The organism is Rhodospirillum centenum SW, from assembly GCF_000016185.1.
GTDB classification, from domain to species: Bacteria; Pseudomonadota; Alphaproteobacteria; order Azospirillales; family Azospirillaceae; genus Rhodocista; species Rhodocista centena.
In genome coordinates this window covers 2146489-2165744 of record NC_011420.2, presented here as the reverse complement: position 1 = coordinate 2165744, position 19256 = coordinate 2146489, and the positions used below count along the sequence as shown (strand labels likewise).

Annotated in this window: 19 protein-coding genes; 5 read left to right on the top strand and 14 right to left on the bottom strand. The window is 68.2% G+C overall.

What is annotated here, in order from left to right; translation table 11 throughout:
• Positions 1 to 32 precede the first annotated feature (32 nt).
• From acsF to hemA, 3 genes are all read left to right on the top strand, one after another.
• Positions 33 to 1064: a magnesium-protoporphyrin IX monomethyl ester (oxidative) cyclase gene (gene acsF, locus RC1_RS10120; RefSeq protein WP_012567279.1), complete on the top strand. Its 1032-nt coding sequence runs from the start codon at positions 33 to 35 to the stop codon at positions 1062 to 1064.
• A gap of 19 nt (positions 1065 to 1083) precedes the next feature.
• Positions 1084 to 1944: a putative photosynthetic complex assembly protein PuhE gene (gene puhE, locus RC1_RS10115; RefSeq protein WP_012567278.1), complete on the top strand. Its 861-nt coding sequence runs from the start codon at positions 1084 to 1086 to the stop codon at positions 1942 to 1944.
• Positions 1945 to 2065: 121 nt separating this feature from the next.
• On the top strand, positions 2066 to 3289 hold the full coding sequence (hemA, locus tag RC1_RS10110) for a 5-aminolevulinate synthase (RefSeq protein WP_012567277.1): 1224 nt from the start codon (positions 2066 to 2068) through the stop codon (positions 3287 to 3289).
• Positions 3290 to 3619: 330 nt separating this feature from the next.
• Here hemA and RC1_RS10105 read toward each other — a convergent pair whose 3' ends face one another.
• The 12 genes from RC1_RS10105 to RC1_RS10050 form a co-directional block, all read right to left on the bottom strand.
• Positions 3620 to 4051, bottom strand: a complete 432-nt coding sequence (locus RC1_RS10105) for a c-type cytochrome (RefSeq protein WP_012567276.1) — start codon at positions 4049 to 4051, stop codon at positions 3620 to 3622.
• A 561-nt stretch (positions 4052 to 4612) separates the two neighbouring features.
• Positions 4613 to 5701: a photosynthetic reaction center cytochrome PufC gene (pufC, locus tag RC1_RS10100; protein WP_012567275.1), complete on the bottom strand. Its 1089-nt coding sequence runs from the start codon at positions 5699 to 5701 to the stop codon at positions 4613 to 4615.
• Positions 5698 to 6675, bottom strand: a complete 978-nt coding sequence (gene pufM, locus RC1_RS10095; protein ID WP_012567274.1) for a photosynthetic reaction center subunit M — start codon at positions 6673 to 6675, stop codon at positions 5698 to 5700. Before pufM ends, pufC begins: the two co-directional genes overlap by 4 nt.
• A gap of 10 nt (positions 6676 to 6685) precedes the next feature.
• A complete protein-coding gene (gene pufL, locus RC1_RS10090; RefSeq protein WP_012567273.1) occupies positions 6686 to 7516 on the bottom strand; it encodes a photosynthetic reaction center subunit L in 831 nt (276 codons plus the stop codon).
• Positions 7517 to 7633: 117 nt separating this feature from the next.
• Entirely contained in the window at positions 7634 to 7810 is a 177-nt protein-coding gene (gene pufA / locus RC1_RS10085; RefSeq protein WP_012567272.1) for a light-harvesting antenna LH1, alpha subunit, read from the bottom strand.
• 10 nt (positions 7811 to 7820) lie between these two features.
• Positions 7821 to 8039 (bottom strand): light-harvesting antenna LH1, beta subunit, encoded by a 219-nt coding sequence (pufB, locus tag RC1_RS10080; RefSeq protein WP_012567271.1) that lies wholly within the window; start codon positions 8037 to 8039, stop codon positions 7821 to 7823.
• Positions 8040 to 8225: 186 nt separating this feature from the next.
• Positions 8226 to 9683: a chlorophyllide a reductase subunit Z gene (bchZ, locus tag RC1_RS10075; protein ID WP_012567270.1), complete on the bottom strand. Its 1458-nt coding sequence runs from the start codon at positions 9681 to 9683 to the stop codon at positions 8226 to 8228.
• Complete coding sequence (gene bchY, locus RC1_RS10070; protein ID WP_012567269.1) at positions 9677 to 11305, bottom strand: chlorophyllide a reductase subunit Y; 1629 nt, start codon at positions 11303 to 11305, stop codon at positions 9677 to 9679. The genes bchZ and bchY overlap by 7 nt, the downstream gene beginning before the upstream one ends.
• A gap of 30 nt (positions 11306 to 11335) precedes the next feature.
• Positions 11336 to 12367 (bottom strand): chlorophyllide a reductase iron protein subunit X, encoded by a 1032-nt coding sequence (locus RC1_RS10065; RefSeq protein ID WP_012567268.1) that lies wholly within the window; start codon positions 12365 to 12367, stop codon positions 11336 to 11338.
• Between the two features lie 2 nt (positions 12368 to 12369).
• Positions 12370 to 13296: a chlorophyll synthesis pathway protein BchC gene (gene bchC / locus RC1_RS10060; RefSeq protein WP_012567267.1), complete on the bottom strand. Its 927-nt coding sequence runs from the start codon at positions 13294 to 13296 to the stop codon at positions 12370 to 12372.
• A 90-nt stretch (positions 13297 to 13386) separates the two neighbouring features.
• Positions 13387 to 14565, bottom strand: a complete 1179-nt coding sequence (locus tag RC1_RS10055; RefSeq protein ID WP_012567266.1) for a methyltransferase — start codon at positions 14563 to 14565, stop codon at positions 13387 to 13389.
• Between the two features lie 167 nt (positions 14566 to 14732).
• Complete coding sequence (locus RC1_RS10050; RefSeq protein WP_012567265.1) at positions 14733 to 15602, bottom strand: polyprenyl synthetase family protein; 870 nt, start codon at positions 15600 to 15602, stop codon at positions 14733 to 14735.
• Between the two features lie 128 nt (positions 15603 to 15730).
• Here RC1_RS10050 and crtD point away from each other — a divergent pair, with 128 nt between their 5' ends.
• Together crtD and RC1_RS10040 are read left to right on the top strand one after the other, a co-directional pair.
• On the top strand, positions 15731 to 17233 hold the full coding sequence (gene crtD, locus RC1_RS10045) for a 1-hydroxycarotenoid 3,4-desaturase CrtD (RefSeq protein WP_012567264.1): 1503 nt from the start codon (positions 15731 to 15733) through the stop codon (positions 17231 to 17233).
• A 218-nt stretch (positions 17234 to 17451) separates the two neighbouring features.
• The gene (locus RC1_RS10040) at positions 17452 to 18177 is read left to right on the top strand and encodes a carotenoid 1,2-hydratase (protein ID WP_234703854.1); all 726 of its coding nucleotides are present in this window, start codon (positions 17452 to 17454) and stop codon (positions 18175 to 18177) included.
• 81 nt (positions 18178 to 18258) lie between these two features.
• Here RC1_RS10040 and RC1_RS10035 read toward each other — a convergent pair whose 3' ends face one another.
• On the bottom strand, positions 18259 to 18492 hold the full coding sequence (locus RC1_RS10035) for a hypothetical protein (protein WP_012567263.1): 234 nt from the start codon (positions 18490 to 18492) through the stop codon (positions 18259 to 18261).
• Positions 18493 to 18785: 293 nt separating this feature from the next.
• Complete coding sequence (locus tag RC1_RS20095) at positions 18786 to 19247, bottom strand: hypothetical protein (protein WP_012567262.1); 462 nt, start codon at positions 19245 to 19247, stop codon at positions 18786 to 18788.
• Positions 19248 to 19256 lie beyond the last annotated feature (9 nt).

Below are 19256 nucleotides of genomic sequence, written 5' to 3'. Positions count from 1 at the left end.
TGATCACAACGGAGGGCGGAAGCGCCCCGAACATGACGACCCGGAAGGCTCAGACGGATACGTTGCTGAGCCCCCGGTTCTACACCACCGATTACAGAGCGCTGGACAAGGTCGATGTCAGTCCGGTCCGCGCCGAGTGGGATGCCCTGCTGGATGAGCTGGCGCGGGACGAGAACCGCCGCCACTTCACCAGGGACGAGGAGTTCAAGGACGCCTGGCAGGACATGCCGGCCGACCTCCGTAAGGAATTCACCGATTTTCTGGTCAGCTCGCTGACGGCCGAGTTCTCCGGCTGCGTGCTCTATGCCGAGGCGAAGAAGCGCGTCAGCAATCCGGACATGAAGAAGCTGTTCACCTTCATGGCCCGTGATGAATCCCGCCATGCCGGATTCATCAACGAGTCGCTTAAGGATGTCGGCATCGGCGTCGACATGAGCTTCCTGACCAAGGCGAAGAAGTACACCTACTTCCAGCCGAAGTTCATCTTCTACGCGACGTATCTGTCCGAGAAGATCGGCTATGCGCGCTACATCACCATCTTCCGCCACCTGGAGCGGAACCCGGACAGGCGGTTCCACCCGATCTTCAAGTGGTTCGAGCAGTGGTGCAACGACGAGTTCCGCCATGGCGAGGCCTTCGCGCTGCTGATGCGTGCGAATCCGCACCTGCTGACGGGCGTCAACCGGCTCTGGATCCGTTTCTTCCTGCTGGCCGTGTTCGCCACGATGTATGTCCGCGACCACATGCGGCCGGCCTTCCATGATGCACTGGGCGTGGACCCCACCGAATACGACTTCACGGTGTTCCGCATCACGACGGAGATCTGCAAGCAGGTCTTCCCGGTGACGCTGGACATCGACAATCCGCAGTTCGCCGCCGGCATGGAGAAGCTCTGCCGGATCGCCGAGGCGACGGCTGACGCCAAGGCCAAGGGCGGTGTCGTGGGCGCTGTGAAGCAGGCCGGTCTGGGGCTCCAGGGGGCCTGGACGTTCCTGCGGCTCTATCTGCTGCCGACCAAGTCGAACACGCTCCCCCGCCAGATCAGGCTGGCTCCGGCCTGGTGATGAAGGGAGGGGCGTAGTCGTGATCGAATTCGGTCTCCCGGTGCTCTATGCACTGTTGGTCTGGTGGTTCAGCACCGGGCTGATCGCTTACCTGGACGGGCTTCCGCGTCATACGTTCCGCTGGAGCATGCTGGGTTCGACGATCCTGGCCGTCGGATCGCTGTACATGCTGGCCGAGGTCAGCACGGATGACAGCATCACCGGCGCCTATGTCGGCTTCACCGCTGCCCTGATGCTCTGGGGCTGGCACGAGATGAGCTTCCTTCTGGGGATCGTCACCGGCCCGCGACGCATCGCACTGCCGGTCGGGTCCCGGGGACTGAAGCGTCTCGGCTATGCGCTGGCGGCCATCGCCTGGCACGAACTGGGCATCGCCGCGTCGGCGGTTCTGGTGGTGCTGCTGACCTGGGGCGGCGAGAACCAGATCGGAACCTGGACCTTCTTCCTGCTCTGGGGTCTGCGGGTCAGCGCAAAGCTGAACGTCTTCCTGGGCGTGCCGAACCTCTCCGAGGAATTCCTGCCGTCCCATCTGACCTATCTCAGCAGCTATTTCCGTCAACGTCCGATGAACATGCTGTTCCCGGTGTCGGTGACGATCATCACCGTGGGAACGCTGCTGCTCTGCCGGGCGGCCATCGACCCCTTCGCCACCGATGCGGAGCTGGTCGGCTTCTCGCTGCTGGCGGCGCTGACGGCGTTGGCGCTGCTGGAACACTGGCTGATGGTCCTGCCGATTTCCGCCCTGGCGCTGTGGGGCTGGTATCTCGGGCCCCGGGCCACGGAGCCCCCTCCGGCGGTGCACAACACTGCCGAACGGACGTCCCGCGACCCCGGTTTCGACACGCGGGCCAAGCCGGTCGAAGGGTGCGCCGGCCCATGACCTGCTTCTGCCGTCTACCGTCTACCCTCCCTTCCACGCTGGCCGGGGACAGAAATGGCCAGCAGCACAATCCCTGCGGTTCCCGTCCGGTACAGGAACACAAGACCCTTTGGAGGCAACCATGAATTACGAGGCCTTCTTCCGCCAGCAGCTCGACGGACTGCGCCAGGAAGGCCGGTACCGCGTCTTCGCCGATCTCGAACGGCAGGCGGGCCGCTTCCCGAGGGCCAAGTTCTACAAGGATGGTGACTGCCGCGAAGTCACGGTCTGGTGCTCCAACGACTATCTGGGCATGGGACAGCATCCCAAGGTGCTGGCCGCGATGCACGCGGCGCTGGACGAGTGCGGGGCCGGGGCCGGCGGCACCCGCAACATCTCCGGTACCAACCACTACCATGTGCTGCTGGAAGAAGAGCTGGCCGACCTGCACGGCAAGGAAGGGGCGCTGCTCTTCACCTCCGGCTACGTCTCCAACTGGGCGGCGCTGGGCACGCTGGCGTCGCAGATCCCGGGCTGCGTGGTGCTGTCGGACGAGGGCAACCACGCCTCGATGATCGAGGGCATCCGGCACAGCCGCGCCCAGCGCCATATCTTCAAGCACAACGATGTCGAGGACCTGGACCGCAAGCTGTCCATGCTGCCGGCGGACGTGCCGAAGCTGGTTGCTTTCGAGTCGGTCTACTCCATGGATGGCGACATCGCCCCGATCGCCGAGATCTGCGACGTGGCCGACAAGCACGGCGCCATGACCTACCTGGACGAAGTCCATGCGGTGGGCATGTACGGCGCCCGCGGCGGCGGTATCGCCGAGCGTGACGGGGTGGCGCACCGGCTGACCGTGATCGAGGGCACGCTGGGCAAGGCCTTCGGTGTCGTCGGTGGCTACATCACCGGCTCCAACGCCCTGTGCGACTTCGTCCGCAGCTTCGCCTCGGGCTTCATCTTCACGACGGCGCTGCCGCCGTCGGTCGCCGCCGGTGCCGTGGCCAGCATCCGGCACCTGAAGACCAGCACGATCGAGCGGGAGCGCCACCAGGAGCGCGTGGCGACGTTCCGCCGCCGCCTGGATATCGCCGGCATCCCGCACATGCAGAACCCCAGCCACATCGTGCCGGTGATGGTGGGCAACGCCGTCTGCTGCAAGCTGATCTCCGACCGTCTGATGGACCAGTACGGGATCTATGTGCAGCCGATCAATTACCCGACCGTGCCGCGCAAGACCGAGCGCCTGCGCATCACGCCGTCCCCGATGCACACCGATGCGGACATCGACGCGCTGGTCGGTGCGCTGTCCGACATCTGGGGCGAGGTCGGCCTGCTGCGCACGCAGGCGGCGGTGGCCTGACCGCCACGCGAAGGACGATACCCGGCGCCCTTGTGGCGCCGGGCAGCGAAAAGGGCCCGCGGCATCGCCGGCGGGCCCTTTTTCTGTCTGCTCCCCTGCTCCCCTGCTCCCCTGCTCCCCCTGGGGACAGCCTCCGGAGGGCATCCGGAAGCCCGCCGGGCGGGGCTGAAGGCACCCCCCGGCGGGGAGACTCTGCCCCCCGGCGGGGGCAGCGGAGAGAGAGAGGGCGGGGGATTGCGACGGGGGCGGGTGCCCCTGCGTCTGATCTCCCGGGCAGGCTGAGCCGGCCCGGGCGGCGGAGCAGGCGCCCCGCCGCGTCCTGAGGCCGCCTTACTGGGGGGAGAACTGCTTCAGGTAGGCGACCACGTCCTTGCGCTCCTGCTCGTCCGGGAGCTTGAAGACCATCTTCGTGGAGCCCTTGGCCTGTTCGGCATGGCCGGCATCGGCCAGGAACTTGCGCAGGAAGGCGTTCGGATCGGGCAGGTAGGCGATGATGTTCTCGGGCGTCCAGTGCAGCCCGGCTTCGCCGGCCGCATGGTTGATGGCCGAGTAGTTGAAGCCGGGGGCCGTGCCGGCCTGGCGGTCGATGACACCCGTGAGGGCCGGGCCGACCAGGTTCTTGGCATCGGGGCCGACGCGGTGGCACGCCATGCACTTCTTGAACACGGCTTCGCCCTTCGCGGGATCGCCATCCTGAGCCAGCGCCGGGGTGGCGCCGAGGACGGTTCCCGCGAGAATCGCGGCGGCGACGAAAGCTTTCATGATCAGTTCCTCCTTCAGTGCGGCCCCTTCAGCGGCCCCGGGCGGGGCCTTGGGACATGACGCCGGTCGTGACGGCAGAGAAGTCGGGCGTCCGACCATATGGTCAAGGGGCCGGCGGGTTGGCCGCTTAGGGTCAGGTTGCTCCCGGAATCTGGCGGACCGATGTCCCCCGGACGCCGGGAGAATGGCTTTGTATCCCGAGGAGACAACGCCGAAAAGACGCCGCGGTGCCGCGGCACCTGGACTCGTTCCAAATTGTCGCGCCTGCGTCAAGCTCGCCTTGGTCGCAGCGGATCGGTCGGGACGTTTTCCGGGATGCCGGGCAGACGCCCGGCAGACGCCGTTACACGCCGCCGCCTCTCGCGCGGGCCGCTGTCCGGGGAATGGATGGGAGATGGATGGGGGAGGGGACGAGCTGCCCGCCCACTCCCCGGGCCGGACGTGCCGCCCGTAGCCGCCCGGCTGAAGGCCGCTGACGTCAGATGCCTGTGAGAAGCTGGGCGCGCACATAAGAAAAGGGCCGCCTCCTTTCGGGGGCGGCCCTCATCAGCAGCGGTCAGCTTACTGCTGCGGCGGGGTCTGTTCCGCCGGCGCCGGCTGCGGAGCCGGAGCCTTCGCCGGGACCACACCAGCTTCCCGATCCAGTTCCGGATGGGCAGCCAGCAGGCTGGCGTTGCCGTACAGGGGCTTGTTCACACCCTGGTGGCAGGTCGTGCAGTTGACCTTCGGCGCATCGCCGAGCGGGCCAAGACGGTTCTTCGGGAACGTCGACTGCAGCGGATTCAGGTAGGCGTCGTTCAGGTCGCGGACCAGTCGGATGCCGTACCAAGCCGTCGCACGCTGCGGCGGGCTCTGGTCCCACTGAGCGAAGGAGCGGCTGTTGTGGCAGAAGGTGCAGTTCACGCCCATGGATTCCGAGAGATGGAACATGAGGGCGTAAGTCGCCTCCGTCTGCTTGATGTCGGCCTTGTTGTCCGTCGGCAGGGCCGCCGTGCTGATCACCCGGATCGAGTTCTTCTCGCCACCCTGGAAGAAGGTGGTGAAAGGATCGACCGGCAGCGCGGCGTAACCGACGGCGGGAGCAGCCTCGTTCTGGCCGGCCGTGTAGCCAGCCATGCCCGGGGTGTGCTTCCGGCCGGGGTCCGTGAACCAGATCCCGGCGGGAACCGGCTGGCCACGGTGGCAGGTGTAGCAGGTCACGCCGGTCTGAGCGACGTGGCTCTCCCACTTGGTGTTGATGTGGCGGGTCATCTCGATCATCCGCCGGGACACCACCTTCGTGTAGAGGGTGTCGGCGGCGAGATCCTCGCCTTCAACGTGGCAGTAGGCGCAACCCTGCTCGGGCGACACCCACTCGGTGATGGCGGACATCAACCGCAGGAACTGGGCGTCGGGCAGATCGCCAAGAACGGTGACGTTCTTGTAGATCTCGCCGGCCAGCGGACCCGTGGAGTCGACCGCTTCGATCGGCGCCGGAACCTTGTTGGCGGCGACCTTCTCGGCCTCGGTACGCGGGTTCTTGACCTGTTGCTGGGCAAGGCCCCGATACCCGGTCTGCGTGACATCGACCGGCGGACGCTCAAAGGTGAACAGCAGGCCGATGCAGTAGACGACTACGACGGCGATTGCGATGCGGAACGTCATGCTCATGGCAGGACCCCCTGCAGCAAGGCCGGGTCAGTCAGCGCGGGGTACACGGCCGGGTAGGCCGGGGCCACGCCGTGCTTCACGGCCCAGAGATACCAGTTATCGACCACGGTGCCGGTCAGGAGGATGCCGATACCACCCGTCAGCGGGCAGAGGACGGCGAACCACCAGGCCCAGCGGTGAATCGACTCGGCCGTGGCATTGAAGCCCATGCACCAGCGCCAGAAGAGGGCGCCGCGTTCAAAGGCCGTGCCGCGGTCGACGATCTGCTCGACCTCACGCTCGGCGCCGAACCGGCTGGTGGCGAGAACGGTGGCACCGTGCATCGCGAACAGCAGGGTCGAGCCGTAGAGGAAGGCGATCGAGAGGGCGTGGAACGGGTTGTAGAAGAGGTTGCCGTACCGGATCGAGAAGGCCGCGGTCCAGTCCAGGTGCGGGAAGATGCCGAAGGGCACCGCCTCGCTCCAGCTCCCCATGAGGAGCGGCCGGATGAAGCCGAGAACCAGGTACAGCCAGATCGCCGCCGCGAAGGCCCAGGCGGTGTGCGTGCCCAGACCGAGCATGCGCGCGCGCCGGTAGGTGCGGACCCACCACAGCAGGATCGACAGGGTCAGGAAGAACCCGGCCATCAGCCACCAGCCACCCTCGGAGAGCGGCGGGATGGTCAGGCCGTACTTGGCCGGAGGCGGCTCAAGCGCCAGCCAGAAGAGCTGGCGGACGAACTCGATGGGGTCCCAGTTGACCGAGGCCCACATGTTCAGGCCGATGATCTCGATGGCGACGACGCCAAAGATGATCGAGAGCCACCCCAGGAAACCGATATAGACGGGCCCGATCTGGCTGTCGCCGATCTTGCCCATCAGGTAGGAGAACCGCGGCTTCAGCGTCCGGACCCAGGACCCGCGCGTAAGGGGAATCCCTTCATACGCCGGTCCGTGGACCTGAACCTGGGTGAAGATGTTCTGATATTCTGCCATGACAGCCTCCTCACTTCGGCCAGATCGGCAGGTTCAGCCACCAGCTCCACCATTCCGGCCACCCGCGGGTCCAGAACGGTCCGCTGATGACGATGCAGACGGCGCTCCAGAACGCGGCCGACAGAGCCAGGAAGAGACCGATGCGGTGGATGCCGAGCGTACCGATGGAATAGCCGATAGTGTCTCGGTAGAAGGTGTTCTCGTGCTCGGACGTCTTGATCACATCCTCGTCCGGGCCGACGTTCACGGCGGAGAGGACCAGCGCCCCGTGCAGGGACAGCGCGAATGTCGTCGCAAAGAAGAACGACACCGCGATCATGTGAGCAGGATTGTAATGGAAGTGCAGGTACTGGTAACCGACGTTCGACACCCAGTCCAAGTGGCTGAAGATGCCGTAGGGGAAACCATGACCCCAGGCACCCATCAGGACAGGACGGATGACGACCAGCGTGAAATACGCGAAAACCGCGACGCTGTAGGCCACCGGCACGTGCAGCCCCATACCGAGCTTGCGCGAGATTTCCACCTGCCGCAGGGCCCACGAGACGAAGGCACCCAAGGCACAGATGGAGATGAGCTGCCAGAGCCCACCCTCCTTCAACGGCGCAAGCGCCAGGCCGTACTTGATATCCGGCGGCGCGATATTAATTTGCCAGATGTTCCAGGTCGGTCCCAGAGCGGCGCCGTAAATGATCAGCGCGGTCCCCAGGAAGGTGAAGAAGATTGTCGTGACCCCGAAGAAGCCAACGTAAAAAGGCCCCACCCAGAAGTCGAACAAATCTCCCCCGATAAGCGTCCCTCCACGGACGCGGTATTTCTTTTCGAAGCTGAGCATGGCCATCGTCGGATCCCCCGTCAGGCGGCCCGTAGGGAAAGGCGTTGAAGAGTACCGCCGGCGACGGACGGGGCGGGAGCTTCCGCTCCCGCCCGCCACCGGCGATATCCGGCGTACTGGCCGTCAGTTCAGCGGCGAGTACTGCGCAACGGCAGCGCGCGTAGCGCTGGCGCCTTCCAGCCAGTTGAAGCGGTCCGTGCTCAGCAGGATGAAGTGAATCAGGACCGCAAGGCCGAACAGGAAGGTGGCCAGAGCCACGAGAGTCCTGCGCGGATCGAAAAGAAGCCACAACCGCCACATAGTATCCTCCTTAGGCGATGAAGTTCGTGACGGTGCCGAGGGCGAGCTTCACGCCATCGACGAGCTCAGCGTACCCCTGCGGGCCCGGGATCCAAGGACGCCAGGACCAGACGAGGAAGTGCGCGATGATCGCGACCACGGTGAAGATGATGAAGCCGGTGACGAAGAGGTTGTGAAACTCCTTCGCTTCCGTCTCCGTCAAGCCCGACAATGAGGTATTTTCAGGCATTGGTTACCTCCTGATAAATGGCCGTTAGGCCGTTACCACGCGTTTCCACGTGGCCTTCACCGCAGCAGACAGCGCTGCGGCTTCTCTTCACGCCCGGCGCGGATGCGCAGCAGGCGTAGCTCGTGCGATGCGCCCCATGGGCAGCCGCGGTCGCGCGGCCGGCATCCAGGGAAGGGGACATCGTAATCATGCGGCGCGTCCCTCCGTGACGAGGGTGCGGGTGACCGAGAAGCGGGCCGCGGTGACCCGGTCCTCCCCCGCCTTGCGCGCCTCGCGCTCTGCCGCATCGCGCAGCCGCTTGGCGGCCGAGATGCGGACGAGCACGGGTTGGGATTCCACGGCGGCATCCAGGGCCGCCTTGGCCGCATCGTCCCACGGCAGTTCCGCGTGCAGACGGGAAGGCGTCGCCTCTACCCGGTCCAGATCGGTCGCCAGCGGGAGGATGTGGAAAAGGGCGTCGAACAGCGCGTTGCAGACTTCCTGCACGAGGAAGGTCGCCCCGGCGTACCCCATGAAGGGCGTGCCGGTGTGCCGCCGGATCAGAGCGCCAGGGAACGAGGCGGGGATGAAGATGGCCCGGGAGCCGATCTCCGCCAGGTACATGCGCTCGTTGTAGCTGCCGAACAGCACAAGCGGGGTCTTCTCGTGGATCGCCTGCCGGACCGCGTCGTTGTCGGGCTTCAGCCCCGGCCGCCGCGAGAAGGCGAAGGTGCAGGGAAGCCCCATCTCCTCCTCAAGGAAGTGCCGGATGCCGCGGGCATGCGTCTCGTTGGCGACGATGCCGAAGCTCGCCGTGCCGAAGAAGTCCTGTGTCACCGACCGCCAGAGATCCCAGAGCGGCTTGATGGTCGTGTGCTTTTCCTTCTCGATGAACGGCTCGGGGTCAAGCCCCAGCAGTCCGCCGAGCGTGCGCAGGAACTTCGTCGTCGAATGCAGCCCGATGGGGGCCTGCAGGTAGGGCTTGTCCAGCGCCTCGCAGAGCAGGCGGCCGAACTCGCGGTACATGCAGATGTTCACATCGGCATCGACCAGCCGCGGCACGTCCGAGAGGTGCGTGCCCAGCGGGAACACCATGTTGATCTCGGCCCCGATGCCCTCCACCAGCCGGCGGATCTCGGCGAGATCCGACCAGGTGTTGAAGTAGCCGTAGATGGGCCCGATGATGTTCACCCGCGGCTTGTCGCCTTCCTTGCGCGGCCGCGGCTTCGGCATGACGCCACGCTTGGCGCCATACTCCGTCCACAGCCAGTACATCGCGCGGTTGGCGCTCTGCCACTGGTCCTCGTCGATGGTGCGCGGCAGGAAGCGCTGGATGCCGGTGCCTTCCGGGGTCACGCCGCCGCCGATCATCTCGGCGATGGAGCCGGTGACGACCACGCTCGGCAGAGCCGGGTCCAGGGTCCGGTGCGCCCGCTTCATCGCCTTCTCGGTCCCGTGCTGGCCGAGTTCCTCCTCGGCCAATCCGGTCACCACGATCGGCAGCTCATGCGGGGGCAGGGCATCGGTGTAGTGCAGCACCGAAGTCACCGGCAGGTTTTCGCAACCCACGGGTCCGTCGATGATGACCTGCAGCCCCTTGATCGCCGTGAAGACGTAGACGGAGCCCCAGTAGCCGCCGGCGCGGTCCAGATCCTGGATCAGCATGGCGCGTCCTCCGCGACCGAAGCCTTCTCCTTCGCCGCCTTGGCGAACTGAGCAAGGTTCTTCTTGCGGAACTCGGGGCGGTCGTGCGGCACGTCCTCCCAGACACCGGCCGCGAAGCCGGTGCCCACACCCTCGAAGAACTCCCGCATCGTATCGAAGCGGGCCTTGTTCCCGAGTGCTGCGTTGATGACCTGGGCCAGCGACCCGGCTCCGGCCGGACCCATCAGCGGGCGGGCGGAGATCAGGTTCGTGAAGTAGAGGGCCGGGATCGCCATTTCCTTCGCCTTCTGCACCACCGGGGTGGTGCCGATGGCGAGGTCCGGCCGGACCTCCTTCATGGCGGCGATGTCCTGCTCCAGCGAGGCGCGGTACTGCACATGCACCCCGCGCTCGGCCAGCCACTCGCGGTCCGCCTCGGACCAGCGGGTGCGCGGGCAGGCGGTGCCGACATAGGGCACCTCGGCCCCGCTCTCGATCAGCAGGCGCGCGACCAGCAGCTCCGAGCCCTCATAGCCCGACAGCGTGATGCGGCCCTTGATCGGCATCTTCGACAGGGCACCCCGGATCGCCGGCAGGAACCGGTTCTTCGCGGCGGCGACCAGATCGTCGGAGACGTTGCAGGCCTTGCCGATGGCCTCCAGCCAGGCGGCGGTGCCGTCATGGCCCACCGGGGCGGAGCCCACGATGGCGCGGCCGGCCGCCTCGAACTCCCGGTAGGAGGCCGTGTAGAAGGGATGGATCGCCGCCACAGCCGCGCAGTCCAGCGCGGCATACAGCTCACGCCACTCGCGGGTCGGGACGACCGGACCGGCGGCCAGACCCAGCGGCTCCAGCATCATGCCGATGCCGACCGGATCGGCGGGGAACATCTCCCCGACCAGGGTGACCGTCGGCCGCTCGCTGCGGCCCTGGCGCGGCGCCTGCACCGGACCCTGCTCGGCCTCAAGCCGGGCATAGTTCAGCATGGCACCGGCCAGCACGTCCTTCGCCTCCGCATGGGTCGGCACGCCGAAGCCCGGCACGTCGATCCCGATGATGCGGACGCCGTTGATCTCCTTCGGCAGGAGCCGCAGCGGCACGCCCGAGGCGGTGGGGACGCAGAGGTTGGTGATGACCACCGCGTCATACTTCTCCGGGTCGGCCAGCTTGTAGACAGCCTCGCGGATGTCCTCGAACAGCTTGCCGGTGACCAGCGTCTCGGAGCTGAAGGGCACATAGCCCACCGAGCGCTTGGCGCCGTAGAAGTGCGACGTGAAGGTCAGGCCGTAGACGCAGCAGGCGGAACCGGACAGCACCGTCGCCGTGCGGCGCATGCGCAGGCCGACTCGCAGGGACCCGAAGGCCGGGCACATGCTCTGCGGCTGGTCATGCGGGCCCTGCGGATAATCTTCCGCATAGCGCTGCATCACATCGCCGAGGCCGGCCTTGGCAGCGGCCTCGCGCATTCCCATCTTGTTGTGGCACCCGAGCCCGTCGCCGGAAGCGTCGGTCTGGGGAGCGCAGCCGCCGGCCGAGGACCCTGCCGGCACAGGGTCGGCCAGGGCCGCCGCGCCGACGGGGTCGTACACGACCTCCGTCGTCGTCCTGGCGGCTTTCGCCGTATCCGTGTCGTACTTGTCCATGGTCTCTTGCTCGGTCTCTGCTCAGCGGCTTCAGACGTTGTCGTAGATTACTTCAAGCGACGGCTTAGAAACTGCGGTGCTTCCGCACATGTCCTCCATCGTCGCAGGCTCAAGAACCACATTGCGGCCCACGCTCTCGCCCTTGAACAGGCCGAGAAGCCCGTCCTGGGAGAGAGGGGAGGGGCGACGCGGCGGAGCATCCGCGACGTTTCGCGCCAGCTCCTCGAACATCGGCCCCCACTGGGCGCCAGGCCTTGCGACGATCTCGTAGTTCGCGCTCTTGCGCCGGATATCCTCGTTCGCCGGGATCGAGGCGAGGACGGGAATGCCCGCCGCCTCGGCGAAGGCCGCAGCCTCGCCGGTGCCGTCATCCTTGTTGATGACCATACCGGCGACGCCCACATTGCCACCCAGTTTGCGGAAATACTCGACAGCGGAGCAGACGTTGTTGGCGACGTAGAGAGACTGCAGGTCGTTCGATCCGACGACGATCACCTTCTGGCACATGTCCCGGGCGATCGGCAGGCCGAAACCGCCGCACACGACGTCACCCAGGAAGTCCAGAAGGACGAAGTCGAACCCCCAGTCATGGAACCCCAGCTTCTCCAGCGTCTCGAAGCCGTGGATGATGCCCCGCCCGCCGCAGCCGCGGCCGACTTCCGGCCCGCCCAGCTCCATGGCGAAGACGCCATCCCGCTTGAAACACACATCACCGATTTCGACCTGTTCACCCGCAAGCTTCTTGCGGGTGGACGTTTCGATGATTGTAGGACAGGCCTTGCCCCCGAACAAAAGCGACGTGGTGTCGCTCTTCGGGTCGCAGCCGATGAGCAGGACCTTCTTGCCCTGCTGCGCCATCATGTAGCTCAGGTTGGCGAGCGTGAAGCTCTTGCCGATACCGCCCTTGCCATAGATGGCGATGATCTGGGTCTTCTTGGTCGCAGGCTCGGTGTGAACCGGGTCGGGCTCAACCTCGGCCTCCGCCCGCAGGCGGTCGCGCAGCGCCTCTACCGCCGGCTTGGCGGCAGGCGCGGTCTCCGTCGCGCGCAGCACAGCAGTCATCACTAACCCCTCCAATCCAGGATCATTTTCAGGCAGGCCGGATCTCCGAACGCCGTCCGATAGGCAGCGTCCGCGTCCTTGGCTTCTTGCCTGTGGGTAATGAGGCCGTCGAGAGACAGCCTCCCGGAGTCGATGAGGTCTTTGACCGCCACCAGGTCCGGGTCACGCCATTCCGCCGCGACCCTGAAGCGCGCTTCGCGCATGAAGGCCGGGGGAAAGGTGAAGGAGAGGGGTTCGCTGTAGAACCCGGCGAGAACGATCTCCCCGCCGCGGGCAAGGCGCCCGACCAGGGTGTCCAGCAGCTTCGAATCCCCGCTGACATCATAGATCGCCTGATAGTCGCGGCGCTCGTCCGTGGCGGGATCGACGACGGCATAGCCCTCAGCGCCACCGCGGCGGGTGGGATTGGTCTCCCACACCACCGGCGCGCCGCCGGCCTCAACCGCCAGCCGCGCCAGCAGCCGGCCGAGCACACCGTGTCCGATGATCAGGTCCGGCCGGCCGCCGCCCACCACCGCGTGGTACGCGGTTGCCGCCAGCGCCAGCAGCACGGCCCGTTCGCCCAGCCGCTCGTCCACCGGGATGACGCGGGCACCGGGCACCACGACCCGGGACGCCGCCCCGCCGAACAGCCCCCGCACCTCGCCATAGCAGCGGGCGCCGGGAACGAAGACCATCTCCCCGACCTGCCGCCCCGCGGCGCTGCCGGCCGACACGACGCGGCCGACGGACTCGTACCCGGGCACCAGCGGATAGCCCATCCCCGGGAAGGGGGGCATCCGGCCTTGCCAGAGCAGTCTTTCCGTGCCCGTGCTGATCCCGCTCCAGAGGATATCGACAGTCACGTCGTCATCCGTCTGGGGTGCGAGTTCGAGCTGGCGCAACGACAGGCGCTCAGGCTCTTCCAGCACTACCGCAAGGGTGTTCATGAAGGTCCGCCAACCACGCGAAACGGTGGGTCCGATTTGATGAATGTCAGTCTAGCTTGACAGGTTCCAATGTCAAGGCAGGCTTACTACTCAGCCGGTGCGACCAAGACGCGCGACCAGGACGCTCGCCACCAAGGGGGTGCTCGTCCTAGCCATTTCGACATGGCCGAAGCCGGCCTGGCGCAGCAGCGCCTCCAGTTCGGCCGGCGTGCGCGGCCGGCCGCTGCCCATGGCCATCAGGTACAGACCGAAGTAAGCGTCGCCCACGGGCTCGGCCCCGGCGGTGCCGGACATGGGTTCGGCGATCAGCAGCGTGCCGTCGGGGCCCAGCGCCTCGGCGATGGCCCGGAAGAGCGCCAGCACGGTCGCATCGTCATGGTCGTGGACGATGCGGACCAGGGTGATGAGGTCGGCGCCCGTCGGCAGCGGATCGCTGCGGAAACTGCCGCCGACCGCGGTCGCGCGCTCCGACAGCCCGGCGGCGGCGAAGCGCTCGCGCGCCTGCTCGGCCACGGCGGGCAGATCGAACAGCATCAGCCGCAGGTTCGGCGCACGCTGCGCCACCTGCATCAGGAAGGTGCCGTTGCCGCCGCCGATATCCAGGATGCAGCGGTGCCGGCGCACCGGATAGGCGCCCAGCACCTCCGCCGCGACCATCGGCTGCGAGGCGGCCATCAGCGCCGTGTAGGCGGTGACGGTGCCGCGCTCCAGGCCGGCGGGCTGCTCGGCCGCCGCATAGGCCCAGAAACCGCCGAGTCCCGTCCGGGTCCGCCCGGCCCGCAGCAGGGCAACCGGGTCGGCCAGATCGGCATACAGCAGGCCGTGATGCTCCACCATGGCGGCCAGCCCGTCATTGCCCAGCATGGCGGCGCCCAGCGGGCCCAGCCCGTAGCGGCCGCCGCTGCGCGCTTCGGCCAGCCGCAGCGCCGCGGCGGCGCGCAGCAGCGTCGTCGTCGAGTCGAGCGGCAGGTCCAGGCGGGGCGCCAGGGCCTCGGGCGTCTGCGGCCCCTCGGCCAGGATGTCGAACAGCTTCAGCCGCACGCAGGCCAGCAGCACCTGCGAATAGACGAAGCCGGCACAGAGATCGAACAGCGCCCGGGCACGGCGCCGCGCGACCGGGCGGGTGAGGGGGAAGCGCGCCGCCCAGTGGCGGAAGCGCGGGCTGGCGACCAGCCGGTCGCGCAGCGAAAGCAGCCGGTCCAGCAGGGCAGCCCCCGTGCCGGGAGCGTCCGCGGGGTGATCCGCCGCGGGATGATCCGCTGATGCCATTCGTCTCTCCGTCCGCCGGCGCGGGCCTTCCGGCCGCCGCGCCGGTCTGCGGCAAATCAGTCCGCCCCCGGTCCCAGGGACGGGGGCGGCAGGGAAGACCCCGCCCGCAGAACCGGGGCGCCGTCGTGGGCGCCTTACCGGTCGGCGGGCGGGGAGCCGCCATCCTTTCAGGCGGCGGCGCGCGCCAGATCCTTGGGCAGGAAGCGGCGGGACTCCATCCGGATCAGGGCCTGCAGTTCGGCCTGGCCGGGGCAGGCGGGGATGGAGTCGATGGCGGATTCGGCCAGCTCGTCCAGGCGCTTCAGGCTGCCGGCGATGCCCAGCTCGCGCACCGCGCTGCTGCGGCCCAGCGCGGCATCGCGCCCCACCGGCTTGCCGATCTCCTCCGGGTCGGCGGCCACGTCGCGCAGATCGTCGGCGACCTGATAGGCTTCGCCCAGGCGCTCACCCAGGAAGCGCCACGGAGTCGGATCGGCGCCCGCTGCGGCGGCGCCGGCCATCGTCGCCCCGGCGAACAGGGCGCCGGTCTTGGCGCGGTGATATTCGGACAGGTCGGCCTCCGGCTCGCACTCCCAGGCCTGCCCGGCGATGATGCCGGACGGCACGCCGACGGAGCGGCTGACGACCCCCATCAGGGGGATCAGCCGGTCCGGGCGCTGTGCGGCCGCGCGGGCCAGGAGATCGAAGGCGAGCACGATCAGTCCGTCGCCCGCCAGAACGGCGAGCGGTTCCCCGAACGCCTTGTGGACCGACGGCTTGGAGCGTCGGATGCTGGCATCGTCGAAGCAGGGCAGGTCGTCATGGACCAGCGAGGCGCAGTGCAGCAGCTCGATGGAGGCGGCGGCGGCGTCGGTCAGTTCCGGGGCGTCGTCGCCGCAGGCGCGGGCGACGGCCACGCACAGGCGGGGGCGCAGACGGTGCCCGCCCGGGAAGACCGAATATCGCATCGCCTCGGCGAGTCGCGGGGGTGTCCCCGAGACCTCGGTCCCCTTGATTGCCGATTCAAGCGCCAGTTCGATGCGTGCCATCACGTCCATTCCGATCCTCCAGACCGTATCGGACAGTGACCGCCTAGTGTAAACAAGCGTTGTCACGCCCGTATGTCAGGTGATATTGACAGTCCCTTGCCGTTAACGCAACGACATTCCACGGGAGTGGACCGGACGTGCCACGTTATCATGTCGCGGTCATCGGCGGCGGTGTCGCAGGGCTCGTTTCCGCGGTCCTGTTGTCCGCCCGTGGGCTCCAGGTCACCGTACTGGAGAAGGGGCCGGCCCCTGGCGGCAAGATGCGCCAGATCGCCATCGGCGATGCCCGTATCGACTCCGGCCCCACGGTCTTCACCATGCTCCCGGTGCTGGAGCAGATCTTCGCCGAGGCCGGGGCCTCGCTGGGCGACCATCTCACCCTGGAACGCGCGGAAATCCTTGCCCGCCATGCCTGGGTCGAGGGCGGGCGGCTGGATCTGTTCGCCGACATCGACCGCTCCGCGGATGCCATCGCCGCCTTCGCCGGCCCGGCGGAAGCCGACGGCTACCGCCGGTTCTGCCGCGACGCGGCCCGCACCTTCCGCACGCTGGACCGCCCCTTCATGCGGGCCCCGAGCCCCGGCATGCGCACCATGGCGACCACCGCCGGGCCGTTCGGGATGCTGAACCTGCTGCGGGCGCGACCCTTTGCCACGCTGTGGAACGCGCTCGGCGACCACTTCCGCGATCCCCGCCTGCGCCAGCTGTTCGGCCGCTATTCAACCTACTGCGGGTCCTCCCCGTTCCAGGCGACGGCGATCCTGATGCTGGTCGCGCATGTGGAACAGGAGGGCGTCTGGCTGGTGCAGGGCGGCATGCACAAGGTCGCCCAGGCGCTGGAGGGGCTGGCCCGGTCGCACGGGGCGGCGTTCCGCTACGGGACAGAGGTCCGGCAGGTGCTCCTGCGCGACGGGCGTGCCTGCGGAGTCGAACTGGCGGACGGGGAGCGCCTGGACGCCGATGCCGTCATCTGCAACGGCGACGTGGGCGCGGTGGCGGACGGGCTGCTGGGCAGCGGTGTCGCCCCGGCGGTCGCGCCGGTGGCGCGGGAGCAGCGGTCGCTCTCCGCCGTCACCTGGTCCATGCTGGCCGAGACGTCGGGCTTCCCGCTGCTGCGGCACACGGTCTTCTTCTCCGACGACTATGCCGGCGAGTTCGATGACATCTTCGTCCGCCGGCGCCTGCCCCGTGTGCCCACTGTCTATATCTGTGCACAGGACCGTGGCGCCGGCCTGGACGCGGCAGCACCGCCGCCCGGCACCCGGGAGCGGCTGCTCTGCCTTGTCAACGCGCCGCCGGACGGCGACGCCAACCCCTTCGATGCCGCGGAGATCGAACGATGCACGGAGAGGACCTTCGGCCTGCTGGAACGCTGCGGCCTGACGGTGACCCGGACCGGGTCGGACACGGTGGTGACGACTCCGGCGGACTTCGGCCGGATGTTCCCGGCGACGGGGGGAGCCCTGTACGGCCGGGCGTCGCACGGCTGGAAGGCGTCGTTCCAGCGTCCGCCGGGGCGGACCAGGATTCCACGCTTCTACCTGGCGGGGGGCAGCGCCCATCCGGGACCGGGGGTGCCGATGGCGGCCCTGTCCGGCCGGATGGCGGTGGAGAGCCTGCTGCGGGATCTGCGGGCCTGAGACTCGGGTTCGACCGCAAGGTCCCGCGCGACGGCTATGCCTGGTGGTATGTCGATGCGCTCAGCGACGACGGCCGTTACGGCCTGACCCTGATCGCCTTCATCGGCAGCGTCTTCTCGCCCTACTACGCCTGGGCGCGGCGCCGCGGCGAGGGCGACCCGGAGAATTTCTGCTCCCTGAACGTCGTGCTCTCCGGGCCGGGGGCCAACCGCTGGTGCATGACCGAGCGCGGGCGCTCCAGCCTGACCGCCGAGTCGCAGGGTCTGGGAATCGGCCCCAGCTCCGTCCGCTGGGACGGGGAGGGGCTGGTCTTCGAGATCGACGAGGCCACCATGCCGCTGCCCGGCCGGGTCCGCGGCCGGGTCCGGGTCCGCCCGTCCGCCGTGACCTCCCATGTGGAGACACTGGACGCGGAGGGGCGCCATCGCTGGTGGCCGGTCGCTCCGGCCTCGCGCGTCGAGGTGGAGCTTGATCGCCCGTCGCTGCGCTGGAGCGGTGCCGGATACTTCGACTGCAACTGGGGCGATGCGCCGCTGGCGCAGGACTTCCCGGACTGGGACTGGTGTCGCGCCCCCGTCGGACCGCAGGGCCGAGACGGAGCGGCCATCGTCTACGACGTGCGCCGGCGCGACGGCAGCGGCAAGGTCATCGCCATCCGGATCGACCGGGCGGGCCAGGTCGAGTCGTTCGCGGTGCCGCCGCGCGTGGCGCTGCCGGGAAGCTTCTGGTGGCGGATCAACCGCGGCGTCCGCTGCGAATCGGGAGGCACGGCGGCCGTCAGGGAAACCCTGGTGGATGCGCCGTTCTATGCGCGCTCGGTGGTGGCGACCCGGATGGCGGGACAGGACGTGACCGCGATCCACGAGAGCCTGTCGCTGGACCGCTTCGACAGTACCTGGGTGCAGGTGCTGCTGCCCTTCCGGATGCCGCGCCTCGCCCGCTGAAGGGCGGCTCGCGGACGGGCCAGGGCGAAAGGAACGCCCGGGGCGGCCGGCTCTGACGCCGACCGCCCCGGAGCTGGTCCGTCAGGGCCGGCGGTCGGCGCCGGCCGGGCGGGTGGTGGCGCTGCCCTTCTCGCGGGCGATGGCCTCGTTCTCCATGAGGACCTGGCGCGTGCCGGCGCCGACGCCTTCGGTCTCGCCAGCGTCCTTCCGCTTCTTCCGGATGTGCGCCCACTGGTAGACCGCGTAGGCGAGCACGATCACCAGAGTCCCAAGGGCCAGGATGAAGATGAAATTGCCGGTCATGAGATCGCCCATGGCTGCCTGTCCTCCGTCAGTGTCTCGGGAGGCGGGCTGCCGTCATGCGGTCACGCCCACCCGTTCCCGCGCTCAACAGGCGGGTCGGACGGGCGTTCCCGATGGGATGATCTCCAAGGGAGGAAGATGACAGCCGCGCGGAACGGCCCGCAACGGCTGGGTCTGCCGGCTGAGGCCCTGGGAAGCCCTGGGCGGTGTTCCGCGGGCCGTCAGGGCAACGGGCAAGGGCCGGAGAAAAGATCAGAAGAGGGGGCAGGGGGGCGGACCGTGGCCGGCCCCCCTGTCGTCGGGTTTCAGGCGCTGATTCCGGCGGCGGGAACCGTCGCGGGCTCCTCGGTCTCGGCGGCGGTCTCGGCGGCGGTCTCGATGGCGACGCTGTCCGTCTCCGCGGCGGCGGTCACGGTATCCGTCCCGGGCGTGGCCGGCTCCTCCGCGGAGTCGGTAGCCACCGGCTCTGCCGTCGGCTCTTCGGCAGAAACCGGCTCGACAGGAGCGGAGTCGGTTGCCACCGGCTCTGCCGCGGTTTCAGCGGCGGCGGCAGTGTCCGCGGTCGCGGCCACCACGGCGGCAGCGGCCAGGGCGACCGGGGCGGCGGCCAGGGGGGGCGAATCGGCGGCCGGGGATTCCACCGGTGCGGCGGCAGCCTGTGCCCGCGTGCGGGCGAGTTCGCGCCGGATGGACCACAGTTCGTAGAACAGGAAGGCCAGGAACAGCCCGAAGGCGAAGGTCATCTTGAGGAGGCCGAAGCTGAACATGGCGCGGAC

Bases quoted from the DNA above. Each gene is read 5' to 3' on its own strand.
- RC1_RS10105 (WP_012567276.1), bottom strand. From the start codon at position 4,051: ATGAAAGCTTTCGTCGCCGCCGCGATTCTCGCGGGAACCGTCCTCGGC.
- pufL (WP_012567273.1), bottom strand. From the start codon at position 7,516: ATGGCCATGCTCAGCTTCGAAAAGAAATACCGCGTCCGTGGAGGGACG.
- RC1_RS10065 (WP_012567268.1), bottom strand. From the start codon at position 12,367: ATGACTGCTGTGCTGCGCGCGACGGAGACCGCGCCTGCCGCCAAGCCG.
- bchZ (WP_012567270.1), bottom strand. From the start codon at position 9,683: ATGCTGATCCAGGATCTGGACCGCGCCGGCGGCTACTGGGGCTCCGTC.
- pufM (WP_012567274.1), bottom strand. From the start codon at position 6,675: ATGGCAGAATATCAGAACATCTTCACCCAGGTTCAGGTCCACGGACCG.
- RC1_RS10035 (WP_012567263.1), bottom strand. From the start codon at position 18,492: ATGGGCGATCTCATGACCGGCAATTTCATCTTCATCCTGGCCCTTGGG.
- RC1_RS10050 (WP_012567265.1), bottom strand. From the start codon at position 15,602: ATGGACGTGATGGCACGCATCGAACTGGCGCTTGAATCGGCAATCAAG.
- acsF (WP_012567279.1), top strand. From the start codon at position 33: ATGACGACCCGGAAGGCTCAGACGGATACGTTGCTGAGCCCCCGGTTC.
- RC1_RS10040 (WP_234703854.1), top strand. From the start codon at position 17,452: ATGACCGAGCGCGGGCGCTCCAGCCTGACCGCCGAGTCGCAGGGTCTG.
- hemA (WP_012567277.1), top strand. From the start codon at position 2,066: ATGAATTACGAGGCCTTCTTCCGCCAGCAGCTCGACGGACTGCGCCAG.
- pufC (WP_012567275.1), bottom strand. From the start codon at position 5,701: ATGAGCATGACGTTCCGCATCGCAATCGCCGTCGTAGTCGTCTACTGC.
- pufA (WP_012567272.1), bottom strand. From the start codon at position 7,810: ATGTGGCGGTTGTGGCTTCTTTTCGATCCGCGCAGGACTCTCGTGGCT.
- pufB (WP_012567271.1), bottom strand. From the start codon at position 8,039: ATGCCTGAAAATACCTCATTGTCGGGCTTGACGGAGACGGAAGCGAAG.
- RC1_RS10055 (WP_012567266.1), bottom strand. From the start codon at position 14,565: ATGGCATCAGCGGATCATCCCGCGGCGGATCACCCCGCGGACGCTCCC.
- bchY (WP_012567269.1), bottom strand. From the start codon at position 11,305: ATGGACAAGTACGACACGGATACGGCGAAAGCCGCCAGGACGACGACG.
- RC1_RS20095 (WP_012567262.1), bottom strand. From the start codon at position 19,247: ATGTTCAGCTTCGGCCTCCTCAAGATGACCTTCGCCTTCGGGCTGTTC.
- bchC (WP_012567267.1), bottom strand. From the start codon at position 13,296: ATGAACACCCTTGCGGTAGTGCTGGAAGAGCCTGAGCGCCTGTCGTTG.